The organism is Streptomyces sp. NPDC007162, assembly GCF_040634175.1.
Lineage (GTDB): Bacteria > Actinomycetota > Actinomycetes > Streptomycetales > Streptomycetaceae > Streptomyces.
The window spans coordinates 1-19,459 of sequence record NZ_JBEYFC010000141.1 but is presented as its reverse complement, the minus strand read 5'-3'; the positions used below and the strand labels follow the sequence as shown (position 1 = coordinate 19,459).

10 protein-coding genes are annotated in these 19,459 nt (G+C 72.9%); 5 read left to right on the top strand and 5 right to left on the bottom strand.

What is annotated here, in order from left to right; all coding sequences use genetic code 11:
• On the bottom strand, positions 1 to 5,416 hold a 5,416-nt coding region (locus ABZ646_RS18850; protein WP_360519883.1), incomplete at its 3' end, for a hypothetical protein.
• Positions 5,417 to 5,586: 170 nt separating this feature from the next.
• On the opposite strand from ABZ646_RS18850, the gene ABZ646_RS18845 reads away from it, so the two are divergent.
• Positions 5,587 to 6,441: a hypothetical protein gene (locus ABZ646_RS18845; RefSeq protein WP_360519881.1), complete on the top strand. Its 855-nt coding sequence runs from the start codon at positions 5,587 to 5,589 to the stop codon at positions 6,439 to 6,441.
• A 46-nt stretch (positions 6,442 to 6,487) separates the two neighbouring features.
• Positions 6,488 to 6,799 carry a hypothetical protein gene (locus ABZ646_RS18840; protein ID WP_046730425.1) on the top strand — a complete coding sequence of 104 codons (312 nt, stop codon included), beginning with the start codon at positions 6,488 to 6,490 and terminating at the stop codon, positions 6,797 to 6,799.
• Positions 6,800 to 6,862: 63 nt separating this feature from the next.
• On the opposite strand, the gene ABZ646_RS18835 is transcribed toward ABZ646_RS18840, so the two are convergent.
• The 3 genes from ABZ646_RS18835 to ABZ646_RS18825 form a co-directional block, all read right to left on the bottom strand.
• Positions 6,863 to 11,398, bottom strand: coding sequence for an FtsK/SpoIIIE domain-containing protein (locus ABZ646_RS18835; RefSeq protein ID WP_360519879.1), 4,536 nt, complete (start codon positions 11,396 to 11,398; stop codon positions 6,863 to 6,865).
• Between the two features lie 97 nt (positions 11,399 to 11,495).
• Positions 11,496 to 12,674, bottom strand: a complete 1,179-nt coding sequence (locus ABZ646_RS18830; RefSeq protein WP_360519877.1) for a hypothetical protein — start codon at positions 12,672 to 12,674, stop codon at positions 11,496 to 11,498.
• A complete protein-coding gene (locus ABZ646_RS18825) occupies positions 12,671 to 13,288 on the bottom strand; it encodes a sigma-70 family RNA polymerase sigma factor (RefSeq protein WP_360519875.1) in 618 nt (205 codons plus the stop codon). The genes ABZ646_RS18830 and ABZ646_RS18825 overlap by 4 nt, the downstream gene beginning before the upstream one ends.
• A gap of 289 nt (positions 13,289 to 13,577) precedes the next feature.
• On the opposite strand from ABZ646_RS18825, the gene ABZ646_RS18820 reads away from it, so the two are divergent.
• Entirely contained in the window at positions 13,578 to 14,552 is a 975-nt protein-coding gene (locus ABZ646_RS18820) for an RICIN domain-containing protein (RefSeq protein WP_360519873.1), read from the top strand.
• A gap of 39 nt (positions 14,553 to 14,591) precedes the next feature.
• Here ABZ646_RS18820 and ABZ646_RS18815 read toward each other — a convergent pair whose 3' ends face one another.
• Positions 14,592 to 15,830 carry an SGNH/GDSL hydrolase family protein gene (locus ABZ646_RS18815; RefSeq protein ID WP_360519871.1) on the bottom strand — a complete coding sequence of 413 codons (1,239 nt, stop codon included), beginning with the start codon at positions 15,828 to 15,830 and terminating at the stop codon, positions 14,592 to 14,594.
• Positions 15,831 to 16,043: 213 nt separating this feature from the next.
• Here ABZ646_RS18815 and ABZ646_RS18810 point away from each other — a divergent pair, with 213 nt between their 5' ends.
• Positions 16,044 to 18,353 carry a Tat pathway signal sequence domain protein gene (locus ABZ646_RS18810; protein WP_360519885.1) on the top strand — a complete coding sequence of 770 codons (2,310 nt, stop codon included), beginning with the start codon at positions 16,044 to 16,046 and terminating at the stop codon, positions 18,351 to 18,353.
• A gap of 26 nt (positions 18,354 to 18,379) precedes the next feature.
• A partial coding sequence (locus ABZ646_RS18805) for a glycoside hydrolase family 97 N-terminal domain-containing protein (RefSeq protein ID WP_360519869.1) occupies positions 18,380 to 19,459 on the top strand: 1,080 nt, incomplete at its 3' end.

Sequence of the window (19,459 nt, the reverse complement as noted above, 5' to 3'; positions counted from 1 at the left end):
CCGCCTCGACGATCCCCGGCGTGCCGACCCCGACGGCGCGCAGCGAACTGCGCGGCACCCCGGCCCGGCGCAGCAACTCCGCAACGGCGGTGCGCGCCTGGGCGTCCAGACTCAGCGCGTGTTCCTGGAACCGCAGGGCCCGCTGGATGTCACCGGCACCCGCGAACTGGTCGACCAGCAGGTTGAGGTCGCGCTGGGAGAGCCCACCTTCGTCCAGGGCCTGCGTCATGGCGTCGTCCAGGCGGATCGTGACCTGGGTCGCCTCCTCGTTCGCCTTGGCCAGCGCGGTCTCCGCGGCCGGCCGCTGCTTGGCGGTCGCGTTGGCGAGGTTGCTCTCGGCCTGGTGCACGCCGCGTTGGGCTTCGGCGTGGTCGCCGAGGATGTCGGCCAGCCGCTGCCGAGGCGTCACGGAGGTGGCCGCCTGCGTCTCGCTGTGGAGGGTCGGAGCGGAGTGGGCGAGCGGGGGAGTGGCGTCGTCGGCGGGCAGGGCCGTGCCGCCGAGCGCGCGGGGCCGCTCCTTCAGACTGAGCTGTCGCAGGGCGGAGAGGTCGGCCTCCATCCGCACCGGGTTGACGTCGAGTTCGGACAGCCTGCTGCGGGTGGCGTCGAACTGCTGCCGGGCGGCGTCGACCTTCCCACGGGCGTTGATCTCGGCGGCCGTGGGGCCGTTGGAGCTGCCCGCGTGGCCGTTGTGCGGCAGCAGGTCCTCGGCCCGGCCGAGGTCGTACCGCGCCTGGACGTAGTCCCGCCACGCGTCGCGACGGGCCTGCCGCAGCGGATCGTCCGCGTGGCCGAACAGCGCGTCGACGCGCTGCCCGTCCCGGAACCAGGCCTCCTCGATCTGGGCCGGCGTGAGCCGCGTCCCCCGCCCCGGCAGCTCCTGGCCGCCACCGGCACGCGGGGCGTCCGGACGCGGTGCGGGCGTGGTGTCGGGGATCCCGTGCGCCGTGCCCGGTACGGCCGTCTCCGTGCCGGAGCCGGTGCGGGCGGTTCCCGGCAGGGCCGTCTCCGTGCCGGACGTGCCCCGGGTCGGGCTCGGGACGGTCGTGTCCGTGTGGGTGGTGGGGTGGGCCGGGCTCGGCAGTTCCCTGCCCCAGGACGCGGGCGTCGGCAGGGAGCTGAGCAGTTCGTTGTTGTGCAGGACGTGGCCGCGCAGGTCGGCGGCGAGGTCGTTGAAGCCGGTGCCGCTCCACTCCCTGCTGAAGGCGCGGTCGCCGCCGGTGATCGAGACGGAGACCGCGTTGTCGTCCACCTTGTGGGTGACGGTGATGGTCATCTCGTCCGCGTAGCCGGGCCGGCCGACGGTGAACGTCTTCACGTGCGGGCCGTCGCCGCCCTCCCGTACGACCGCGTCTGCGAGGCCTTCCCAGCGGCGCACCGCGTCCTGTCCGAAGGCGCGGCCGAAGTCCTCGAACGCCTCGCCCGACGCCAGCCCGTCCCACTTCTGCTCGATGAGCTTCGCGAGCTGGTCGTCCGGGATCTGTTCGGCGCGCACCGGAATGACCGTGATGCCGTCCTCGACCCGCGCCGGTCCGGTCCGCACCAGTTCGGTCGGCGAAAGGGTGACCTCCCACTGGTCCTGGTTGAGCGCGAGGGCGTCGTCGGCGGCCTTGGTGTAGCCGGGCGGGTAGGCCATGGCCAGCTTGCCGTGGTCGGCGGGTACGTCGATCTCGAAGACGACGCGGTTGCTGTTGACGCCGTTCTTCGCCCACTCCGCCTGGAAGGCGCGGTTGTTGGAGGTCGATGCGGGCAGCCGCTCCACGAACGCGTCGGCCTGCGCGGCCCGCGGGTCCATGGACACGCCCCGCCATACGGTCATCCGCTGGTTGGGGCCCTCGAACATCAGGTCCCCGGCGACCTTGTTGAACTGCTTGACCTTGCCGACCAGGCCCGGGTTCGCCTCCAGGGCGCTCGGGTTGACGAAGCCGCCGTATCCCTTCTTCGAGGTGAAGGCGCCGCCGATGACGCCCTGCATGAACAGCTTGACCTCGTTGTCGGCCGCGGCCTTGCCCATGTGACCGCGGGCGGCGGCCTCCCAGCTGTCCGCGGCCGCCCCGGTGAGCTCGGCCGGGCGCGCCGGCAGGGGGACCGCCGAAGTGGTGGAGTGCAGCAGCTCGCCGGTGGCGCGGCTGTACACGTGGTTGCCGGTGCCCGAGGCGACGACGATCTCGTGCTCGCCGTTCAGCTTCGCCGGCCAGGTGCCCGCGCCGTCCTGCACGGAGCCGACCGACTTGCCCGCGACCTTGACGCTCACACCGCCGAACGGGCCGTCGCCGAACCGTACGGTCTCCTCGGCGAGCCGGATGCCGCCCAGCCGCTTGAAGGTCCAGCTGTGCACGACGGTGCCGCCGACGGCGTCCAGCTGCCGTACGACGAAGCCCGTGCCCTGCTTCTCCACGGTGTACAGGCCCGACCCGACCGCGCCGCCGTGGAGTTCGGGCGTTCCCATGCGCGGTGCCCTGACGGCGAGTTGGTGGTCGCCCGGGATCCTGACGACGTCGGGCTCCTTGAGGAGGTCGTCGAAGGGGTCGGTGAAGGCGTCGCCGTGGGGGCCGGCGCCGGACGGCGTGTCGATCGTGAAGCGCGGCCTGTCGACGGAGTCCACGAAGTCGACCTGCGCACCCCTCAGGTAGGGGGCGCTCGTGCGGTCGGTGACGACCTTGACCCCGTCGACGTCGTTGCGGACGGGGCCGAGGGCGGACTCGTCGACGTGCAGCTTGTACCTGTCGGACGAGGTGGCGGCACCCTGCGCCGGCGGGTGCTCCGGGGCGTGCCCGGCGGCGCCGGAGGACGAGCCGGCCAGGCCCTTGTCGGCGTCGGTGTGGGCGGGCGCACCGGCGAGCGCCGGGGTGTCGCCGCCGCGGGCGCTGCGGCCGGTGTCGACGAGGTCGAGGGCCGAGCGACCGTCGCCGCCGCCCGCGCCCGGGCGGCCGGAGCCGCCGGCAGGGGCCGGGGCGGCCGGGTCGTGCGTGGCGGGAGTGACGGGGAGCCGGTCCGGTGTCGTGGGCGTCGTCACCGTGAGCCGGTCCGGTGCCGTCGTGTTCACCGTGAGCCGGTCCGGTGCGGTGGGGCTCGTGGTCAGCCGGTCCGGGGTGGTGGGGTTCGGCGTGAGCCGGTCCGGGGTGGCCGGGTTCGTGGTCAGCCTCTCCGGGGTGCCCGGTGTCGTGGCCGGTGAGCGGGGCGGCAGGTGCTCCGGCGCGGTGCCGGGGTGCGGGGAGCCGGGGCTGTGCACGAGTTCGTCGAGGTGGATCCGGGTCTGGTTGGCCGACAGGGCGCTGGTGGTCCGGTCGGCGAGGGTGCCGCCGGTACCGGGGGCCACGGGGGTGTTCGGGGTGTTCCGGTGGCCGCCCGCGAGCAGGTCGAACGCCGACGTGTGGGCGTCGACACCGTTCGGTACCGCGTGCCCGAGCCCGCCCGGGGCGGGGTGGGCGACCGTCGTCGGCCCGGTGAGCAGGCTGTTCGGCGCGGTCGTCTGGTGCGGGGCCACCGGCGTCGGCGTCGAGTTCAGCGCGGTGTGGGCGGCGTTCACCCCCGGGGCGCCGGTGCCGGTCAGCGTGGTGTGGACGGTGCCGGTGACCGGGGTGCCCGGCGTGGACAGGTCGCCCAGCGTGCCGGCGACCGGGGGCGGCGTGGCGTGGGTGCCGGTCAGGACCGAGGTGCCCGGCGTGTGTGTGCTGCCGTGCGCCCCGCCCGGCAGCAGCACGTCCGCGCTGGACGTCAGGTTCGCGGGTGTCGGATGCAGTCCGGTGAGCGTGGTGTGGGCGCCGCCGGAGACGGCTGCCGCAGGGGTGTTGGTGACGCCGTGCGCGGCGCCGGGGACACCGGCCGACGCGGGTACGTGCAGGCCGGAAGCCGTGGTGACGGTCGGCGTGGCGCCGACGCTCACTCCGAGCTCCGAACGGCCGCCCAGCGCACCGAAGTTCTCCACATGGACGCCGCCGAGCTGCACATGGGGCATGTCGACCAGCGCGTCCACCGTGCGCGCCGCGTGCACGCCGAAGTTGCCGCGGTGCGCGATGGCGCCCACGTCACCCAGGTTCAGGGACGGCGGCCGCAGCGTCGAGGTGACGTCCAGATGCGTGCTGGGAAGGTGGAGGTCGAGGTTGCGCAGCGCGTTCTGCCCGGCCCCCGCCCCGAACCGCACCTCGTTCAGCTGGATGCGCGGCATGTCGACCAGGGCGTCGACGGTACGCGGGTCGACCGGGACCGAGCTGATCGTGCGGCCGACGGCGCCCGTGATCGGGGCGCCGAAGACGTGCTGTCCGAGCACACCGCGGTCGAAGAGGCTGATCCGCAGGGCACGCGCGAAGCCGTACTCGCCGATCTCCGCCGCGTCCACCGGCAGGAAGATCCGCAGCCACTTGGTGCCGCCGAACTCCTGGCCCACCCAGGACTTCGTCGCCTGCCAGCCCCGGGAGAGCGTCTCGGGCAGGCCGCGCACGAACCCCGGGATCGCCCTGAACCCCTGCACGACCGTCAGGCTCAGGGAGTTGACGCCGCGACCGATGACGTTGGGCAGGTTGTGGATGCCGTCCAGCACCCACAGGCCGCCCTTGTAGACCCACGTGCTGCCGAGCCGCACCAGGTCCTTCAGGCCGAGCAGCAGGGTGGTGGGCCGGAACCCGTTGGTGAACAGGTTGCGCAGCGCCTGGAAGGTGCCCCGGGCGATGTTGGCGAAGCCCTTGGCGAAGGCGGTCGTACCGACGCTCTTGATGATCTGGAAGATCGGCAGCGCCTTGGTGGTGGGCGCGAGGATGCCGAGGCCCGCCAGGAAGAGGTCGAGGAAACTCGCGTCGCCGTTGGCGAAGTCGACGATCGTCTTGATGAACAGGGTCAGGTTGACCCCGAGGGCGAGCAGCGCGATCGGCCCGCCGAAGATCAGCGCGGGCACGATCAGGATGATCGCCAGCCACTGGAACGCCTCCCAGAAGAGCTGGCACTTGGAGATCGGCAGCTGGATGTCGGAGACACCCTGGATGCTGCCCGCCGCCGCGGCGGCCCCCTCACCGTGCTCGGTACCGGCCTGCCGGGCCGTCGAGGCGTAGGTGTCGCGGTTCGGGTCGTCCTCGGACAGTCCCCGGCCCGAGTTGAGCGCGCCGTCGGCGCGCGACTGCAGGTCGACGAGCTTGTCCGCCCAGGTGGTCAGCGCGGTCGCCGCGGTCTCGAAGGACTGCGCCACGTCCTCCACGTGCCCGCGCAGCCGGTCGTTGACCTTGCCGCGCAGGGCGTCGGCGGCCTCGCCGACGAACACGCTGTCCCCCGCGGTGTTCATGACCGCGTCGATCGCCGTGCTGATGCGCCGGGCCTCGGATCCCAGGTTGTTCAGCTCGGTGGCCAGCGTCCGGATCTGGTCGGGGTCTCCGGGGGTGGGGTCGCCGTCGAGCCCGATCGCGTTCCAGTCGGTCGGGCGTGGCATACGAAGTTCCTCCCGGATCCTGCGTCCTTCGGGGCGGTCACTCCCCAACTGACCACGCCACAGTGCCCACTGCGGTTCACGTGATCTGGGTTACAGCCGTGGCCCGGGGTGAACCGGCGGGGCGGGTGCGGCGTGGTCCAACTGACCGGAGCCGACTGGGAGGGCCACGCATGGCCGATCACCTGAAAATCGAATACAACGTCCTCAACGACGCCAAACGGGACCTGGAGAACCTGGCCGGCGACATCGGTCCGCTCCTCGACAACAGCACGTTCTCCCGGCTGGGCCAGACGGACTACGACGGATACACCTCCGGCGAGGCCCTGACGGTCCTGGGCGACCAGAGCCTCGCCGACGCGCTCGCGGGCTTCTACTCCAACGCCAGCAGCACCATGTCCCACGCCGACAAGGGCCTCAAGGAGCTCGCGGGCGCCTTCGGTTCGGTGGGTGAGGCATTCCTGTCGTTCGACTCCGAACTGGCCCAGGGCATGGGGATCACGGGCAGCAACCTGGGTCTGCGGAACTACTTCCGGGACAAGGACCTGTGGGACTACAAGCAGTCCCATCTCGACCAGTGCGTGCCGGGACCGGACGGCACGATGCCGGACTTCTGCTCCGCCACCGACCCCGGCGACCCGCCGCTGGACCAGACGATCAACACCGAGCGCGGCAGCGTCCACACCCATCTCACCCTGGACGACCAGCGCCATGTGATCAAGGAGGAGTCCACCGTCACCTACGACGGCAAGACCTACACGTCGGTGACCAACTACTCCAGCGACGGCAACCACTACACCACCGACACCTCCTACCCGGACGGCAGCACCGTCCACTCGGAGACCAACCTCAACTCCGACGGCAGCGGCACCATGGTCACCACCGGCAGTGACGGCGACCGGACCGAGTACACCCGCGGCCGCAAGGACGCCGCCGGCAACCAGCCGGACTGGCAGCAGGTGGGCGGCACCACCGAGGACGACGGCGGCGGGGACGACCCGTACAACTCCACGCCTGCCGCCTGGTGACCACCCGACAACCGCATCGAGACCGACAGGAACGGACAGGAACCCCATGGCCAGCTACAACGGCATCAACCTCGACTACCACAAGATCGAGGAGGTCGTGAGCCTGCTGCACGACGCCCACGAGAACCTGCTGCCGGTGCTCAGCAACCTGCGCAACCGGGTCAACACCCTCGTCGACGACGGCATGGTCTTCCAGCAGTCCAGCGAGGTCATCCGGACCACGTACAACAACTTCGACACCAGCCTGCTGGCCGCCGTGAAGGGCATCAACGACTTCTCGGAGATGTTCAACGGCATCAAGGAGAACGCGATCCAGTTCGACCAGGGCATCAGCAGCAGCCTCCAGAACAACTCGTAGCCCGCGGCCACGCGCGAGGGGCCTTCCCGGACTCGCCGGGAAGGCCCCTCGCGCGTTCGCGGGTCAGGCCCGCAGCGGGGTGAGCGGCACCTGGAGGGCGAGCAGCCCGCCCCCGGGACCCGCCGTCCACGCTCGGCCCGGGTGCGTCGAGGCCCGCACCACACTGGGCATCAGCCGGACGCCGACCAGGTCGCCCTCGGTGAGGTTCTTCGGCGCCAGCAGCAGTCCGCGCCGCGCCCGCCGGGCCGCGAGCGTCCAGCCGCTCATCCCGCTCTGGAAGCCCTCCGCCGAGGCCGCGTAGACCAGTCCGAGACCCTGGTCCCGGCCCGAGACGGCGATCTCCTTGAGGAGCTTGTCGGCCGCCGAACCGGTGAGCAGATCAGCGTCGTCGATCATGACGACGCGCGGCCCGGGCAGCGCGTCGAGGGCCGTCCGCACGGTGTCGGCGGACGGGTCGTTCTCGGTGAGCACGGTGGCCGTGGCGTGCCGCTCCAGGGCGCGCAGCGGCGACTCGCGCGGGGTGAGGACCACCAGTGAGGTGCCACCGGCCAGCAGCGACACGGCGATCGACGCGAGCGCGTTGCTGCGGCCGGACCCGGCCGGACCGAACACCCCGAACGCCGACGCGGAGCCCGCGAGGTCCGTGCCGACCGCGCCGCCCTCGTCGCCGCCGACACCCAGCAGTCCCCACATCGGCCGCCGGTCCGTGTCGGCGACCTTCTGGTAGGCGTCGGCGAACTCCACCGTGCGCGGCAGCACCGCGACCTGGAAGGGCCGCCGGACCTCGGGGACCTGGGCGTCCCGCGCCCGGGCTCTCTCGCCGATGGTGCGCAACGCCTCGGCCTGCTCGGTGCCGCCGCCCGCGGTCAGCAGCGCCACCTGGGTCTCGGTGCCGCTCAGGACGTGCCAGCCCCGGCCGGGCGGGATGTCGGCGGGGATCTTGTTCGGCATCATGCCCACGGCCTGGTAGTCACTGCGGTCGCCCTGCCGCAGCAGCAGCTTGTGGTCGTTGTGCGCGGCCATCCGGCCGCCCAGCAGGGAGCGTTCGGACGAGGCGATGACATGGATGCCGGCGGCCGCGCCCTCGCGGATGAGCCGGGTCACCTCCTGCACCAGCTGGCCGTGGTCGTGCTCGTCGATGAGGACCGACAGCGAGTCCCAGCCGTCGATGAACAGCAGGATGTGCGCGGGCCGCTGGGCCTTCGGCAGCAGCTTGCGCAGCTCACCGATGCCGGTCGCGCTGTGGGTCTGCGCCAGGTCCTGGCGTTCGGTCAGCTCCCGGTTCAGCCGGCGCAGCAGCCGGCCCAGCCGTTCCAGGTCGTGCCGGGAGACCACACCTCCGCAGTGCGGCAGCGCACCGAGCGCGGTGAGACCGCCGCCGCCCGCGTCGATGCCGTAGATGTGCACGTCGGCGACGCCGGTCGCGCGGGCTGCGGAACCGGCGATGGTCCGCAGCACCTGGGTACGGCCGGAGCGCGGGGCGCCGATGACGTACAGGTGCCCGAAGGTGGCCAGGTCGGCGACGGCCACCCGGCGCTGCTGGAGCTGCGGCACGTCCTCCAGGGCGTACGGGACCACCAGCCGGCCCTCCCGGGTGGCACCGAGTTCGTCCAGGTCGTCCAGGGTGAGTTCGCGCCGCAGCGGGGGCAGCCACGGGCTGGGCTGCGGGGTGAAGTCGTCGAGCAGGTCGGCGGCGCCGCGGATCTCCTCGACCAGGGCCTGGAGATCGGTGGGGGCCGGACCCTGCGCGGACGCGACGGTCACCGTCCGCGGGTCGGCGGGCAGTTCGGCGGGACGGCCGAGCGCGTCCCAGCCGACGTCCACCGAGCGCACCGGCTTGCGCGGGCCGGCCTCCGGTTCGGCGGCGGCCGTGGCCCGGCGGGGCCGCTCCGCGCCCACCCAGGCGGTCTGGAACGGGTCGGCCTGCTTGGGCCCGCGCCGGACCAGGGCCCGGCCGGGAGTGCCGGAGGAGATGTCGACGGCGTCCTTGACGTCGATGATGTCCTGGCTCTCGGTCATGTCCGTGACCCGCAGGGCGATCCGCAGGTTGGTGTTGGCCCGGATGTCACCGGTGACCACGCCCGCCGGGCGCTGGGTGGCCAGGATCAGGTGGATGCCCAGCGACCGGCCGCGCTGCGCGATGCTGATCAACCCCGGTACGAAGTCGGGGACTTCACGGACCAGGGTGGCGAACTCGTCGATGACCAGCAGCAGCCGGGGCAGCGGGGCCAGGGAGGGATCGGCCGCCCGCTTGGCCCGGTACTCGGGGTGGTCCTTGGCGTCGGCCGCGGCCAGCACCTGTTCACGGCGGCGCAGTTCGGCGCCGAGCGACTCCAGGGCCCGCTCCACCAGGTGGGCGTCGAGGTCGGTGACCATGCCGAGGGTGTGCGGCAGGCCGGCGCACTCCTTGAAGGCGCTGCCGCCCTTGTAGTCGACCAGCACGAAGGTGAGTTCGTCGGGCCGGTTCACGGCGGCCAGCGAGGCCACGAACGTCTGCAGCAGCTCGGACTTGCCGGATCCCGTCGTACCTGCGACCAGGCCGTGCGGTCCGTCCTGCACCAGGTCCAGGGAGAGCGGCCCGTCGAAGCCGGTACCGATGAGGAAGGAGGTACTGGCGGGCTCACGCTGCCAGCGCTCCAGCAGGGCCTCGGCGTTGGGCGGTTCCTGCTCCAGCAGGTCCAGGAGCCGGACCCGCTGGGGGAGTCCGGCGTCGTGCTCGGGGCTGACGTCGCGGATCGGGGCCACGGCGCGGGCCAGTTGCTCGCACCACTCGGCCGAGACCCGGTCGGCGCGCACGGCCGGCAGGTCGGGAGCGCCGGGGCGCCGCACGGTCAGGCGGCCGTCGGCCGCGAGGACGACCCCGGTGCTCTCCTCGGGCAGCAGCCGCTCCTGCTCGTCCAGGCACACGCTGAAGATCCGCACCCGCGGTCCCTCGGTCAGCACCTGCACCATGCCGGGCACGTCGCGCAGCCGGCGGGCGCCGTCCGCGACCACCAGCACGTCGGGGTCGGTGAAGACCACGTCACGGTCGTTGCCGGCCTGCCGGCGGCGCGACTGCACCTGGGAGACCAGCTCGCTGATCCGGGCCGAGGTGGACTCGGGGTCGTTGCCGACCAGCACCACGGGACCGCCCGCCGTGCCCGGCCGCAGATGCGGCAGCCAGCGGGTCCACGCCCAGTCCGCGACCCGGTCGGGCTCGGTCAGGATCACCACCCGCAGGTCGCGCGGGCTGTGCAGGACGGCGGCCTGCGTCACCAGCCAGCGCGCCAGCGGCTGTACCTCGGCGGCCGGGCCGGCGATGCCCACGACACCGTGTGCGGCGATGTCCACGCCGATCGGCGTGTCGGGGATGTTCCAGCGGATCGAGCGGTGGTTCTCGTCGCGTGCCGGGTCCTCCAGCTCCCGTACCGACGGCTGGTCCACCGTGCCCAGGCGCAGCACCAGATGGTCGGGGTCGCGGCGGCGCCGCTCCCACAGCCGGCCGCCGGGACCGGTCGCGATCAGGGCCACCGCCGCGGGGTCGGGACCGGTCTTGTCCCGGACCCGGCGCTCGCCCGTCACCGCGTCCCGGACCTGCTCCTCCAGCACGTCCCGGCGCCGTTCGTAGGCCGCCTCCGACTCCAGGAACTGCTTGCGGGCCGCCCGGCGCCCGGTCGCCCAGTTCGACAGCATCATCATCGGGCTGAGGAACAGGAAGACCAGGAAGTAGTACGACTTGAAGATGCTGACCATGAACAGACCCAGGACGATCGGGGAGATCATCATCACGGTCGGGAACGGCCGCTTCTGCGGCGGTGACGGCGGCTGCGGCAGCCGCACCCGCTCGGCGTCCAGGTGCGGGGCGATCCGCGGCGGCCGGTTGTAGTCCACGCCGTAGCCGTCGGCGGACGGGGTGACGGCGGCGTCCGCCTCGACCGGCGCGCTCATCCGCAGCAGCACCGGACCGACCGTCAGGTCCTCGCCGGCCGGCCACGCCACCGGGCCGGGACCTGCCGGGCGTTCCCGCGGCGGCTGGGGTCGGGGCCGGCGCAGCTGGGTGATGGCGTCGTCGGGCGGCGGCGCGGCGAGCCGGGCCCGGACGGTGGCGCCGGGGTCGTCGTCGGTGCGGTGCCAGGCCGCGGTGCCGTCCGCGCTGACCGTCACCCACAGCCCGGACTCGGGCACCCCGGCACCGGCGTCCAGCCTGAGGGCGCACAGCGGGTCGGTGCCGATCTCGTGGCTGCCGGGCCCGAGCCGCCAGGTGCGCCCGGCGCCGGGTCCGGAGACGACGTGCACCTCGGCGAGCACCCCGTCCCCGTCGTCGTCATGGACCCGGACCAGATCCGCCGGGCGGGCCGGGCCGCCGAGCCCGAGCAGTCCGCCGTCGCGGATCCCGCTGCCGGACACCGGCGCCGCGGGTTCCAGCCGCCGGTCCCCGGCGTAGAGGTTGCGGGCGCGTGGCGCGCCGGCCGCGGCCCAGTCCGCGCCGCCGGTGGCGGCGGCCTCGTCCTCGGTCAGGGCGGCGGCGAGGTCGCCGACGGTGGCGTTCGAGGGCAGCCGGACCTGGTGGTCGCGGCGCTGTCCGTCCGTGGCGTCCACGGTGGTGATGGTGAGGTTCACGGCTCCCAGCCGACGGTCGTTCGTGCGAGGAAAGGCGAGAAAACGCGGGGAATGTCGAAGAAGTGCGAGGAAGGGAGGTGGGCGGGTGCGGCGGTCGTCACAGCCCCGGCGGCGAGGCCGCGGAGACACCCGCCGCACCTGAGGCGCTGGGCTCCGCGAAGTCGTCGTCGCTCTCGACGGGCAGGGCCCCGGCGGGTACCGGCGCGGTGACGGGCTCGGGTTCCCGGACCGGCCGGGTGGCGGAGACCCCGGTCGGCCCGGCCGCGGGCGGCGCGCCCGCGGCCAGGTCCGGTTCGTCCGGCAGCAGGTCCGGATCGGCGGTGGCGGCGATGTCCACGGGCCGCACTGCCTCCTCGTCCGGCTGGTGGGGACAGGGCGGGAGCGCGGCCAGGGTCCGGGCCACGGCCCGCGACAGAGGCAGGGTGTCGACGCGGGCGGCGGCGGGGACGCCGTGCACCGTGAGCACCGCGTCCGGCGTGACCTCGAGGAGCCGGGTCCGGCCCCGGGCGACGCCGAGGCTCAGCAGCCGGACCCCGGACGGCAGCGGCCGCTCCAGCGGGTCGGCGCAGACCGCGACCTCGATGCCGGGCTGCCCGACGGCCGCCGCGGCCGGCACTCCCGGGAACCTCGGGTGCACCCCGCTGGCGACGGCGACCCGGCCCTCCGGCAGCCGGGCGTCCAGCTGGGCGGTCAGCGCCTGGAGCACGGCGCGTGCCGCACGGGTGGCGCGCGGCGGGCCGTACACCGAGAGGGCGGGCGGTCCCGAACGCACGTCGAGCAGCACGGCGTGCCCCAGGTCGTGCCCCACGCACACCAGCAGCGGTACGGCGGACCCCTCGGGCGCCTCGGCCAGGTCGGCGCGGTCGATCCACCACAGGCGGGGGTCGGTCTCGTCGGCGGCCCAGGGCTCCGGTGGCTCGCGCAGCGCGTCGCCGTCCGCCGTGACCAGCACGGCCAGCCACTCGGGCCCGGCCAGCACGCCGTAGGGACGGATCCCGGGCCGGACGGCCGCCGCCAGGGCCGTGGCCCGCTCGGCGTCGCCCCACACGGCCGTGTCGCGCAGCAGCCGTACCAGCAGACGCAGACCCCGCCGGTAGCGCAGTTCCGTGCGCACGGGGCCGGTGAAGGCCCGCACGGTGAGGGTGATCTCCCGGCCGAGCCGGTGCCACAGGGCCTTCCAGCCGCCGCCGCGCCGCACCAGCCAGTGGGTGACGGCGAGGACGAGGACCAGCACGCCGACGAGGCCGAGCAGAGTGGTGATGGTGTCGGAGGTCATCGTGTCTCTCCCCGGTGGGTCTCTCTCCGGTGGGTCTCTCTCCGGAGCGTGTCTCCCCGGCGGTTCTCGGTTCCGGTCGTGTGCGGGCCATGGGACTCGAGGGTGGCGCGCAGCGCGCGCATGCCGTGGTGCGTCCGGGATTTGACGGTCCCCGGCGGCAGCCCGAGCAGGCGGGCCACGTCGTCGCCCGACTGCCCCAGCAGATGGATCCGGGCGACGGCCTCGCGGTGCGCGGGAGCGAGGGTGCGCAGCGCGGAGACCAGCACCCGGCGGTCACCGACCTGTTCGGCGTGGTCCGGGACGGGCGCGGGTCCGGCGGCACCGAAATCCGCCGCCGTGATGCCGACCGGGACGGTGCGGTCCCGGCGCAGGCTGTCGACCACCAGGTTGCGGGCCACCCGGAACAGCCACATGCGGATGGGCCGGTCCCGCCAGTCCAGCCGAGCCGCCGACTGCCAGGCGCGCAACAGGGTTTCCTGGACGACGTCCTCCGCGCCATGGGGGTCGCGCCCCATCATGCCGGTCACGAAGCGGCGCAGACTGTCGCGCTCCGCGAGAAGGAGGCCGAGCGTCCGGTCCGCGCCGTCGGCGCGGTCATGGTCGATGAGGCTCACGGCCTCCGCCTTCCGGTGTCGGGTGCTGCTGTCGTGCGGTGTTGCTGAGTGTCACTGTGAAACGTGTCAAGGGCGAACGCTAGCGCGAGAACCTGCAGTACCCGAAGCCGGTGCCGATCAGCGGTTCAACAGATTCGTCACAGCCAACTCCCCATAGATGGACGCAAGGTGACGTTCGGCCGGATCTTCGTGCACGAGCGTCCGGATCCGCGGCCGCCCTTGGTTACTGTTCCTGTGTTCAGCCCGTTCCGGGCGTTCCGAGACCTTCACCACACCTTCAGGAGACGACGTGCCGCCCCTTCGCAAACCCCGGCCCGAACGGCCCGGCAGTCCGACGGGACGTTTCAGCGACACCTTCGCCCGCCGTCCCGCCCTGCCCCGCCGCGGGCTGGTGCCGGGCGCGCGGGTATGGGCGACCGTCGGCGGTGCGGCCGCCCTGACCGTCGTCGTCTCCCTGGCCGTACCGCTGTTGAGCCGGGTCGACCTCTTCCCCGATCCGGGCACGACGCCGGCCGCGGTGGTGGCGGCGGGCGAGCCGACCACGCTGTCCGCGACCTCGCAGTCCCCGGCCGCGTCACCCTCGCCGACCCACAGCCCCTCCCACAAGCCGGCGAAGACCACCTCCGGAGGCTCCGGCTCCGGGGGCGGAACGGGTGGCGGCGCCGGTTCGGCCGGGCAGCAGTCCGGCGGCGGGTCGGTCGCCTCGGGTTCGAACTCCGGTTCCGGCACGTCCGGTTCGAGCGGTTCCTCGGGCTCTTCAGGTTCTGCGGGTTCTTCCGGCTCGTCCGGTTCGAAGTCCGGCGGTTCCACGTCCGCCACGGGCGGGAGCTCCTCCTCCGGCAACTCCTCGTCGGGCGGCGGCACCACCAAGACCACCACCGTCCCCGGTGTGGCACTGATCGGCACGGGCTCCGGCCGCTGCATCGACGTCACCAACGCGGGCGGCGACGGCACCCGGCTGCAGATCGCGACGTGCTCGGGTGCCGCCCGCCAGAAGTGGGTCTTCCAGTCGGACGGCACCATTCGCTCGCTCGGCCTGTGCATGGACCTGGCCTGGGCGAACACCGCCGACGGCACGGCGATCCAGGTCGCCAAGTGCAGTGGGAACCGGGCCCAGTTGTTCTACCTGAGCGCACACGGCGACCTGGTCAGCGCGCTCGCCGACAAGTGCGTCGACGCCATCGACAACGGCACCGCGAGCGGCACCAAGCTCCAGCTGTGGAAATGCGCCGGCACCCCCAACCAGAAGTGGCGCAAGGGCTGACGGCCACCCGGCCGGCGGCGGAGGCCGGGGCCCGGTGGTTCAGGGGCCGTTCTCTCCGGTGAGGGAGGCGAGGTCGACGGAGTCGGCCATCGCCTGCAGCCCCGTGTCGTCGAAGTGCAGGTGGTCCCCGGAGTCGTAGGCCGGCAGGATCCGGTCGGGTGCGGCGGGGTCGCGGACGACGGCGTCGAAGTCGGCCACCGCGTCGAAGATCCCGCCGTGCCGGATCAGGTCGTTGACGGCCTGCCGTACCGCCTCGCGGGCCGCGGTCCAGCCGCCGTTGCCGCCGTACGGGGTGATCGTGGCGCCGATCACCCGGATGCCGTGTGCGTGCGCCCGCGCCGCGAGTTCGCGGTACGCGTCCCCGAAGGCGGCCGGATCCGTCTGGTTGGGGCTGCCCTTGATGTCGTTGACGCCCTCCATGACGACCAGCGCCCGCACCCCGCTGCGGGAGAACACGTCGGCGTCCAGCCGGGACAGGGCGCTCGGACCCGTGCCGTCCAGGAGGATCCGGTTGCCCGCGATGCCGGCGTTGAGCACGCCGAGCCGGCCACGCGGGGGCTGGGCGCGCAGCCGGTCGGCGAGCCGGTCGGGCCAGCGGTGGTTGGCGTTCGACGTCGAGCCGGAGCCGTCGGTGATGGAGTCGCCCAGCGCGACCACGCTGCCCACGGCGGGCGCGCCGAGCACGTCGACGCCGGTCAGGTAGTACCAGGAGCCCGTCGTGGTGGTGTACGCCGTGCCGCCCTCGTCGCCCGTGTGGTTCCCGTCCGGGGCGATGAACGACGTCTGGAGCGCGGAGCGATGGTACGTCGCCGGGCCCGAGTCGCCGGGTGTGTACAGGCTGACCAGGAGATTGGCGCCGGCCGGCACCCGTAGGGGCACCGGGTCGCCCACCGCGTCGTGGCCCGCCGGTATCTCGGTGGTCGCGGCACCGTGGAAGGTGACGGTACGCACCGAACCCGGCACGGCGGCGGCACTCCTGGGCGCGCCCGCCACCTGGACGGCGACGCTCACGCCGCCCAGGACCAGCGGGGCCGTGCCCAGCCGGTTGGAGATCCGGATCCGGGCCGCGCGGCCGCCGACGCTGGTGTGGATGACGTCGCGCACCGACTGACCGGGCAGTTCGGCGACGGTGCCGGAGGCGGCGGCCTCCCAGGTCCCGGTCCAACGGGCCGCGCGGTGGTGGGGGGGTGGGTCCGCGCTCGCCCGAAGCGGCGGGAGGGCGACGGTGAGTGCGGCCGTGAGCGCCGCGAGCAAGGCGGTGGTCGTTCCTCTGCGCATGGTCGGAAGCACGAACGCAGGCAACCTCAATACATCGGATGAGTCAAGGAGTTGAGTCAGAGTTATTGATATGAACCCTCAGTTCAAGCCGGTATTCAGAGCGAAACTCCAGGTGATCGGCGCACTGTTGGGGTTGTTGACAGGTGTACCTCGGGTCCCTAGGTTCGCCATACACCCGATGTATCGATGATCCGTCAGCTCTGAAGGACGATGATGACCTCACAGCCGGAGAAACGTTCACCGGTGCCCCGCAGAGCCGTGCTCGGCACCGCGGTCGGCACGGCGGCGGCCGCGGCCCTGCCCGGCCCCGCCCACGCGGCCCCGGCGGAACCGGCCCCCGCGCGGGCCGTACACCCCTGGAAACTCCGCGACACCATGACCACCGACGGCGCCTGGGACCGGTTCCTGCGCGGCCAGGACCTGCTGTGGAGAAGACTGCCCACCCTCTGGTACGAGGCGCCGTTCCTCGGTGACGGACTGCTCGGAAGCATGATCTGCCAGGAACCGGGCGCCAACCAGGTCCGCTTCACCGTGCAGCACGGCAGGGTCCAGGACCACCGGCCGCAGTTCGGCAGCGGCTGGGGCACCGCCCGCCTCCCGGTCGGCCACCTCACCCTCGAACCCGCCGGCACCATCACGGCCGTCGACTGGCGGCTCAGCCTGTGGAACGCCGAACTCACCGGCACCGTCACCACCACCGCGGGCACCCTCACCCTCGCCGCGCTCGTCCACGACGAGGTGCTGGCCGTCCGGGCCACCGCGCACGGCGGCGAACGGGCCACCTGGACCTTCCATCCCGAGGAGGCCGTCAGCCCCCGCAGGATCCAGGAGGCGCCACCCGCCGGCTACACCGCCAACCCGCCCTGGACCACCCGGACCACGGCCGACGGCACCCAGCAGGTCCTGCAACCGCTCACCGGCGGCGGCCAGACGGCCACCTCCTACCGCCGCAGCGGCGACGAACTGCTGCTGAGCGTCGGCCACAGCTTCCCCTCGGACACCGCGGCCGAGACCGACTCCCGGCGCAACCTGCGCCGCGCCCGGTCGTACGCCGACCTCCGGGGCCGGCACACCCGCTGGTGGCACGCCTTCTACCAGAAGAGCTTCGTGTCGTTCCCGGACCAGCGGCTGCAGAGCTTCCACTGGATCCAGCTCTACAAGGTCGCCTGCGCCAGCCGCGCCGACGGACCCGTGATGGCCACCTCCGGACCCTGGCTGGAACCCACTCCCTGGCCCGCCGTCTGGTGGAACCTCAACGTCCAGCTCGAGTACTGGCTGATCCATGCCTTCAACCACCCGGAACTCGACGCCCTCGCCACCACCCTGCGCCAGAACCAGGAACAGCTCACCGCCAACGTGCCCGCCGCCTACCGTGCGGACAGCTCCGGCATCGGCCGCAGCTCCGACATGTTCGCGAACCGCGAGGTGGGCGAGCCCGGCACCGGCGCCGAGACCGGCGACCTCACCTGGGCACTGCACAACGTCTGGCTGTCCTACCGCCACTCCATGGACCGGTCCCTGCTGCGCGACACGATCTACCCGGTACTGCGCCGTGCGATCAACTACTACCTGCACTTCCTCACCCCGGGCAGTGACGGCCGGCTGCACCTCCCGAGCACCCTGTCGCCCGAGTACCCGGTCGTCCCGCCGCAGGACACCAACTACGACCTGGCCCTGATCCGGTGGGGCTGCCAGACGCTCCTCGAATCCGCGGAACTCCTCGGTGTCGACGACGAGCTGGCGCCCCGCTGGCGGGAGGTGCTGGCCAAACTCACGCCGTACCCGGTCGACGATAACGGCTTCATGATCGGCGCCGACACCCCGTACGCGCAGTCCCACCGGCACTACTCCCACCTGCTGATGGTCTACCCGCTCCACCTCGTCACCTGGGACCAGCCCGAGAACCGCGACCTGATCACCAAGTCGGTGGTCCGCTGGCACGCGCTCACCGGCGCCCACCGCGGCTACAGCTACACCGGCGCGGCCTCGATCTACGCCATGACCGGTGACGGCGACACCGCGATCGGCTATCTGCGCAAGTTCTTCGACCCGACGACCCGCTACCCCTGCCGCGCCAACACCCACTACACCGAAGCCGGTCCGGTCATCGAGACCCCGCTGTCCGCCTCGCAGTCCCTGCACGACATGTTCTGCCAGAGCTGGGGCGGGATCATCCGGGTCTTCCCGGCCGTGCCGACCGACTGGGCGGACCTCACCCTGCACAACTTCCGCACCCAGGGCGCCTTCCTGGTCAGCGCCGTCCGCAAGGCGGGTCGGACGCGGTTCATCCGGATCCGCAGCCTGGCGGGCGAACCCCTCAAGCTCCGCCACGGCCTGACCGGCCCCCTCACCGCCCTCCTCGACGACGGCGCCCCGGCCCGCACCCACGACCTCGGCGACGGCACCCTCGCCGTCGACCTGCCCCGCGGCCGCGAGGTCCTCGTGTACTCCGGCGCCCGCCCCGACCTCGTCATCGCCCCCGTCGCCGTCGGCGAACCGGGCGCGGCGTGGGGACTGCCGTAACCACCGACCGGAAGAAAAGGGTTCCCATGGCTGTTCCCGTCGCTCCCGTCGTTCCCCTCAGAAGAACCGTGGTCGCCGCGCTCTGCGCCGGACTCGCGGCCACCCTCCTCACCACCGCGCCCACCGCCCGTGCCGCACAGCGCTCCCACGCCTGGACCGTGTCCGAGGCGGCCCACGCACCCCGCGCCCGGATATCCCTCGACGACACCACCGGCACCCTCAGCCTCACGGTCACCCGGGACGGCCGTACCGTCATCGAGCCGTCGCCCGTCGGCATCGTCACCGAACAGGCCGACTTCTCCCAGGGGCTGCGGTTCCTGCATCGCACGGACCGCACGGTCGACGAGCACTACCGGGCGAAGTCCGGCAAGCGCCTGGACCGCAGGGTGCACATGAACGAGACCCGGTTCTCCTTCGCCACCGCCGCCGGGGCCCGCCTCGACCTCGTCGTCCGCGCCTCCGCCGACGGCGTCGCCTACCGGTACGTCCTGCCCACCGGGTACGGCGACGTCCTCGGCGAGACCTCCGCCTTCGACCTGCCCCCGGACGCGGGCGCCTGGCTGAGCACCTACCGGGTCGACAACGAGGGCCAGTTCACCCAGTACACCGCCGCGACCGCCCCCACCGGCGCCTACTCCGACCAGGCCCTCTTCACCACGCCGGGCGGCTACACCCTGCTCGCCGAGTCCGACCTCACCGGCACCTACTCCGGCGCCCGGCTCGCGCACACCCAGGGCACCGGCACCTACCGCGTCCAGCTCGCCGACGACCGCGTCCACACCGACGGCGCCCTCACCACCCCCTGGCGGGCGATGATCACCGGCGATCTCGCCACCGTCACCCGGTCCACCTTCACCGACGACCTCGCCCCCGCCTCCAAGGTCCGCGACACCTCCTGGATCCGCCCCGGCACCGTACTGTGGACCTGGCTGGCCGGCGGCCGCACGGCGGGCCAGAGCCTCGACGCACAGAAGGCGTACGTCGACTACGCCGCCGCACACCACTGGCCCTACGAGGCCGTGGACTCCGGCTGGTACTTCAAGAAGGACGAGTGGGACGTCACCGACCCCGACTGGGCAACCGACAGCTGGATGCCCCAACTCGTC

Coding starts and splice junctions, on each gene's coding strand:
- ABZ646_RS18810 (WP_360519885.1), top strand. CDS start 16,044: ATGACCTCACAGCCGGAGAAACGTTCACCGGTGCCCCGCAGAGCCGTG.
- ABZ646_RS18830 (WP_360519877.1), bottom strand. CDS start 12,674: ATGACCTCCGACACCATCACCACTCTGCTCGGCCTCGTCGGCGTGCTG.
- ABZ646_RS18845 (WP_360519881.1), top strand. CDS start 5,587: ATGGCCGATCACCTGAAAATCGAATACAACGTCCTCAACGACGCCAAA.
- ABZ646_RS18815 (WP_360519871.1), bottom strand. CDS start 15,830: ATGCGCAGAGGAACGACCACCGCCTTGCTCGCGGCGCTCACGGCCGCA.
- ABZ646_RS18840 (WP_046730425.1), top strand. CDS start 6,488: ATGGCCAGCTACAACGGCATCAACCTCGACTACCACAAGATCGAGGAG.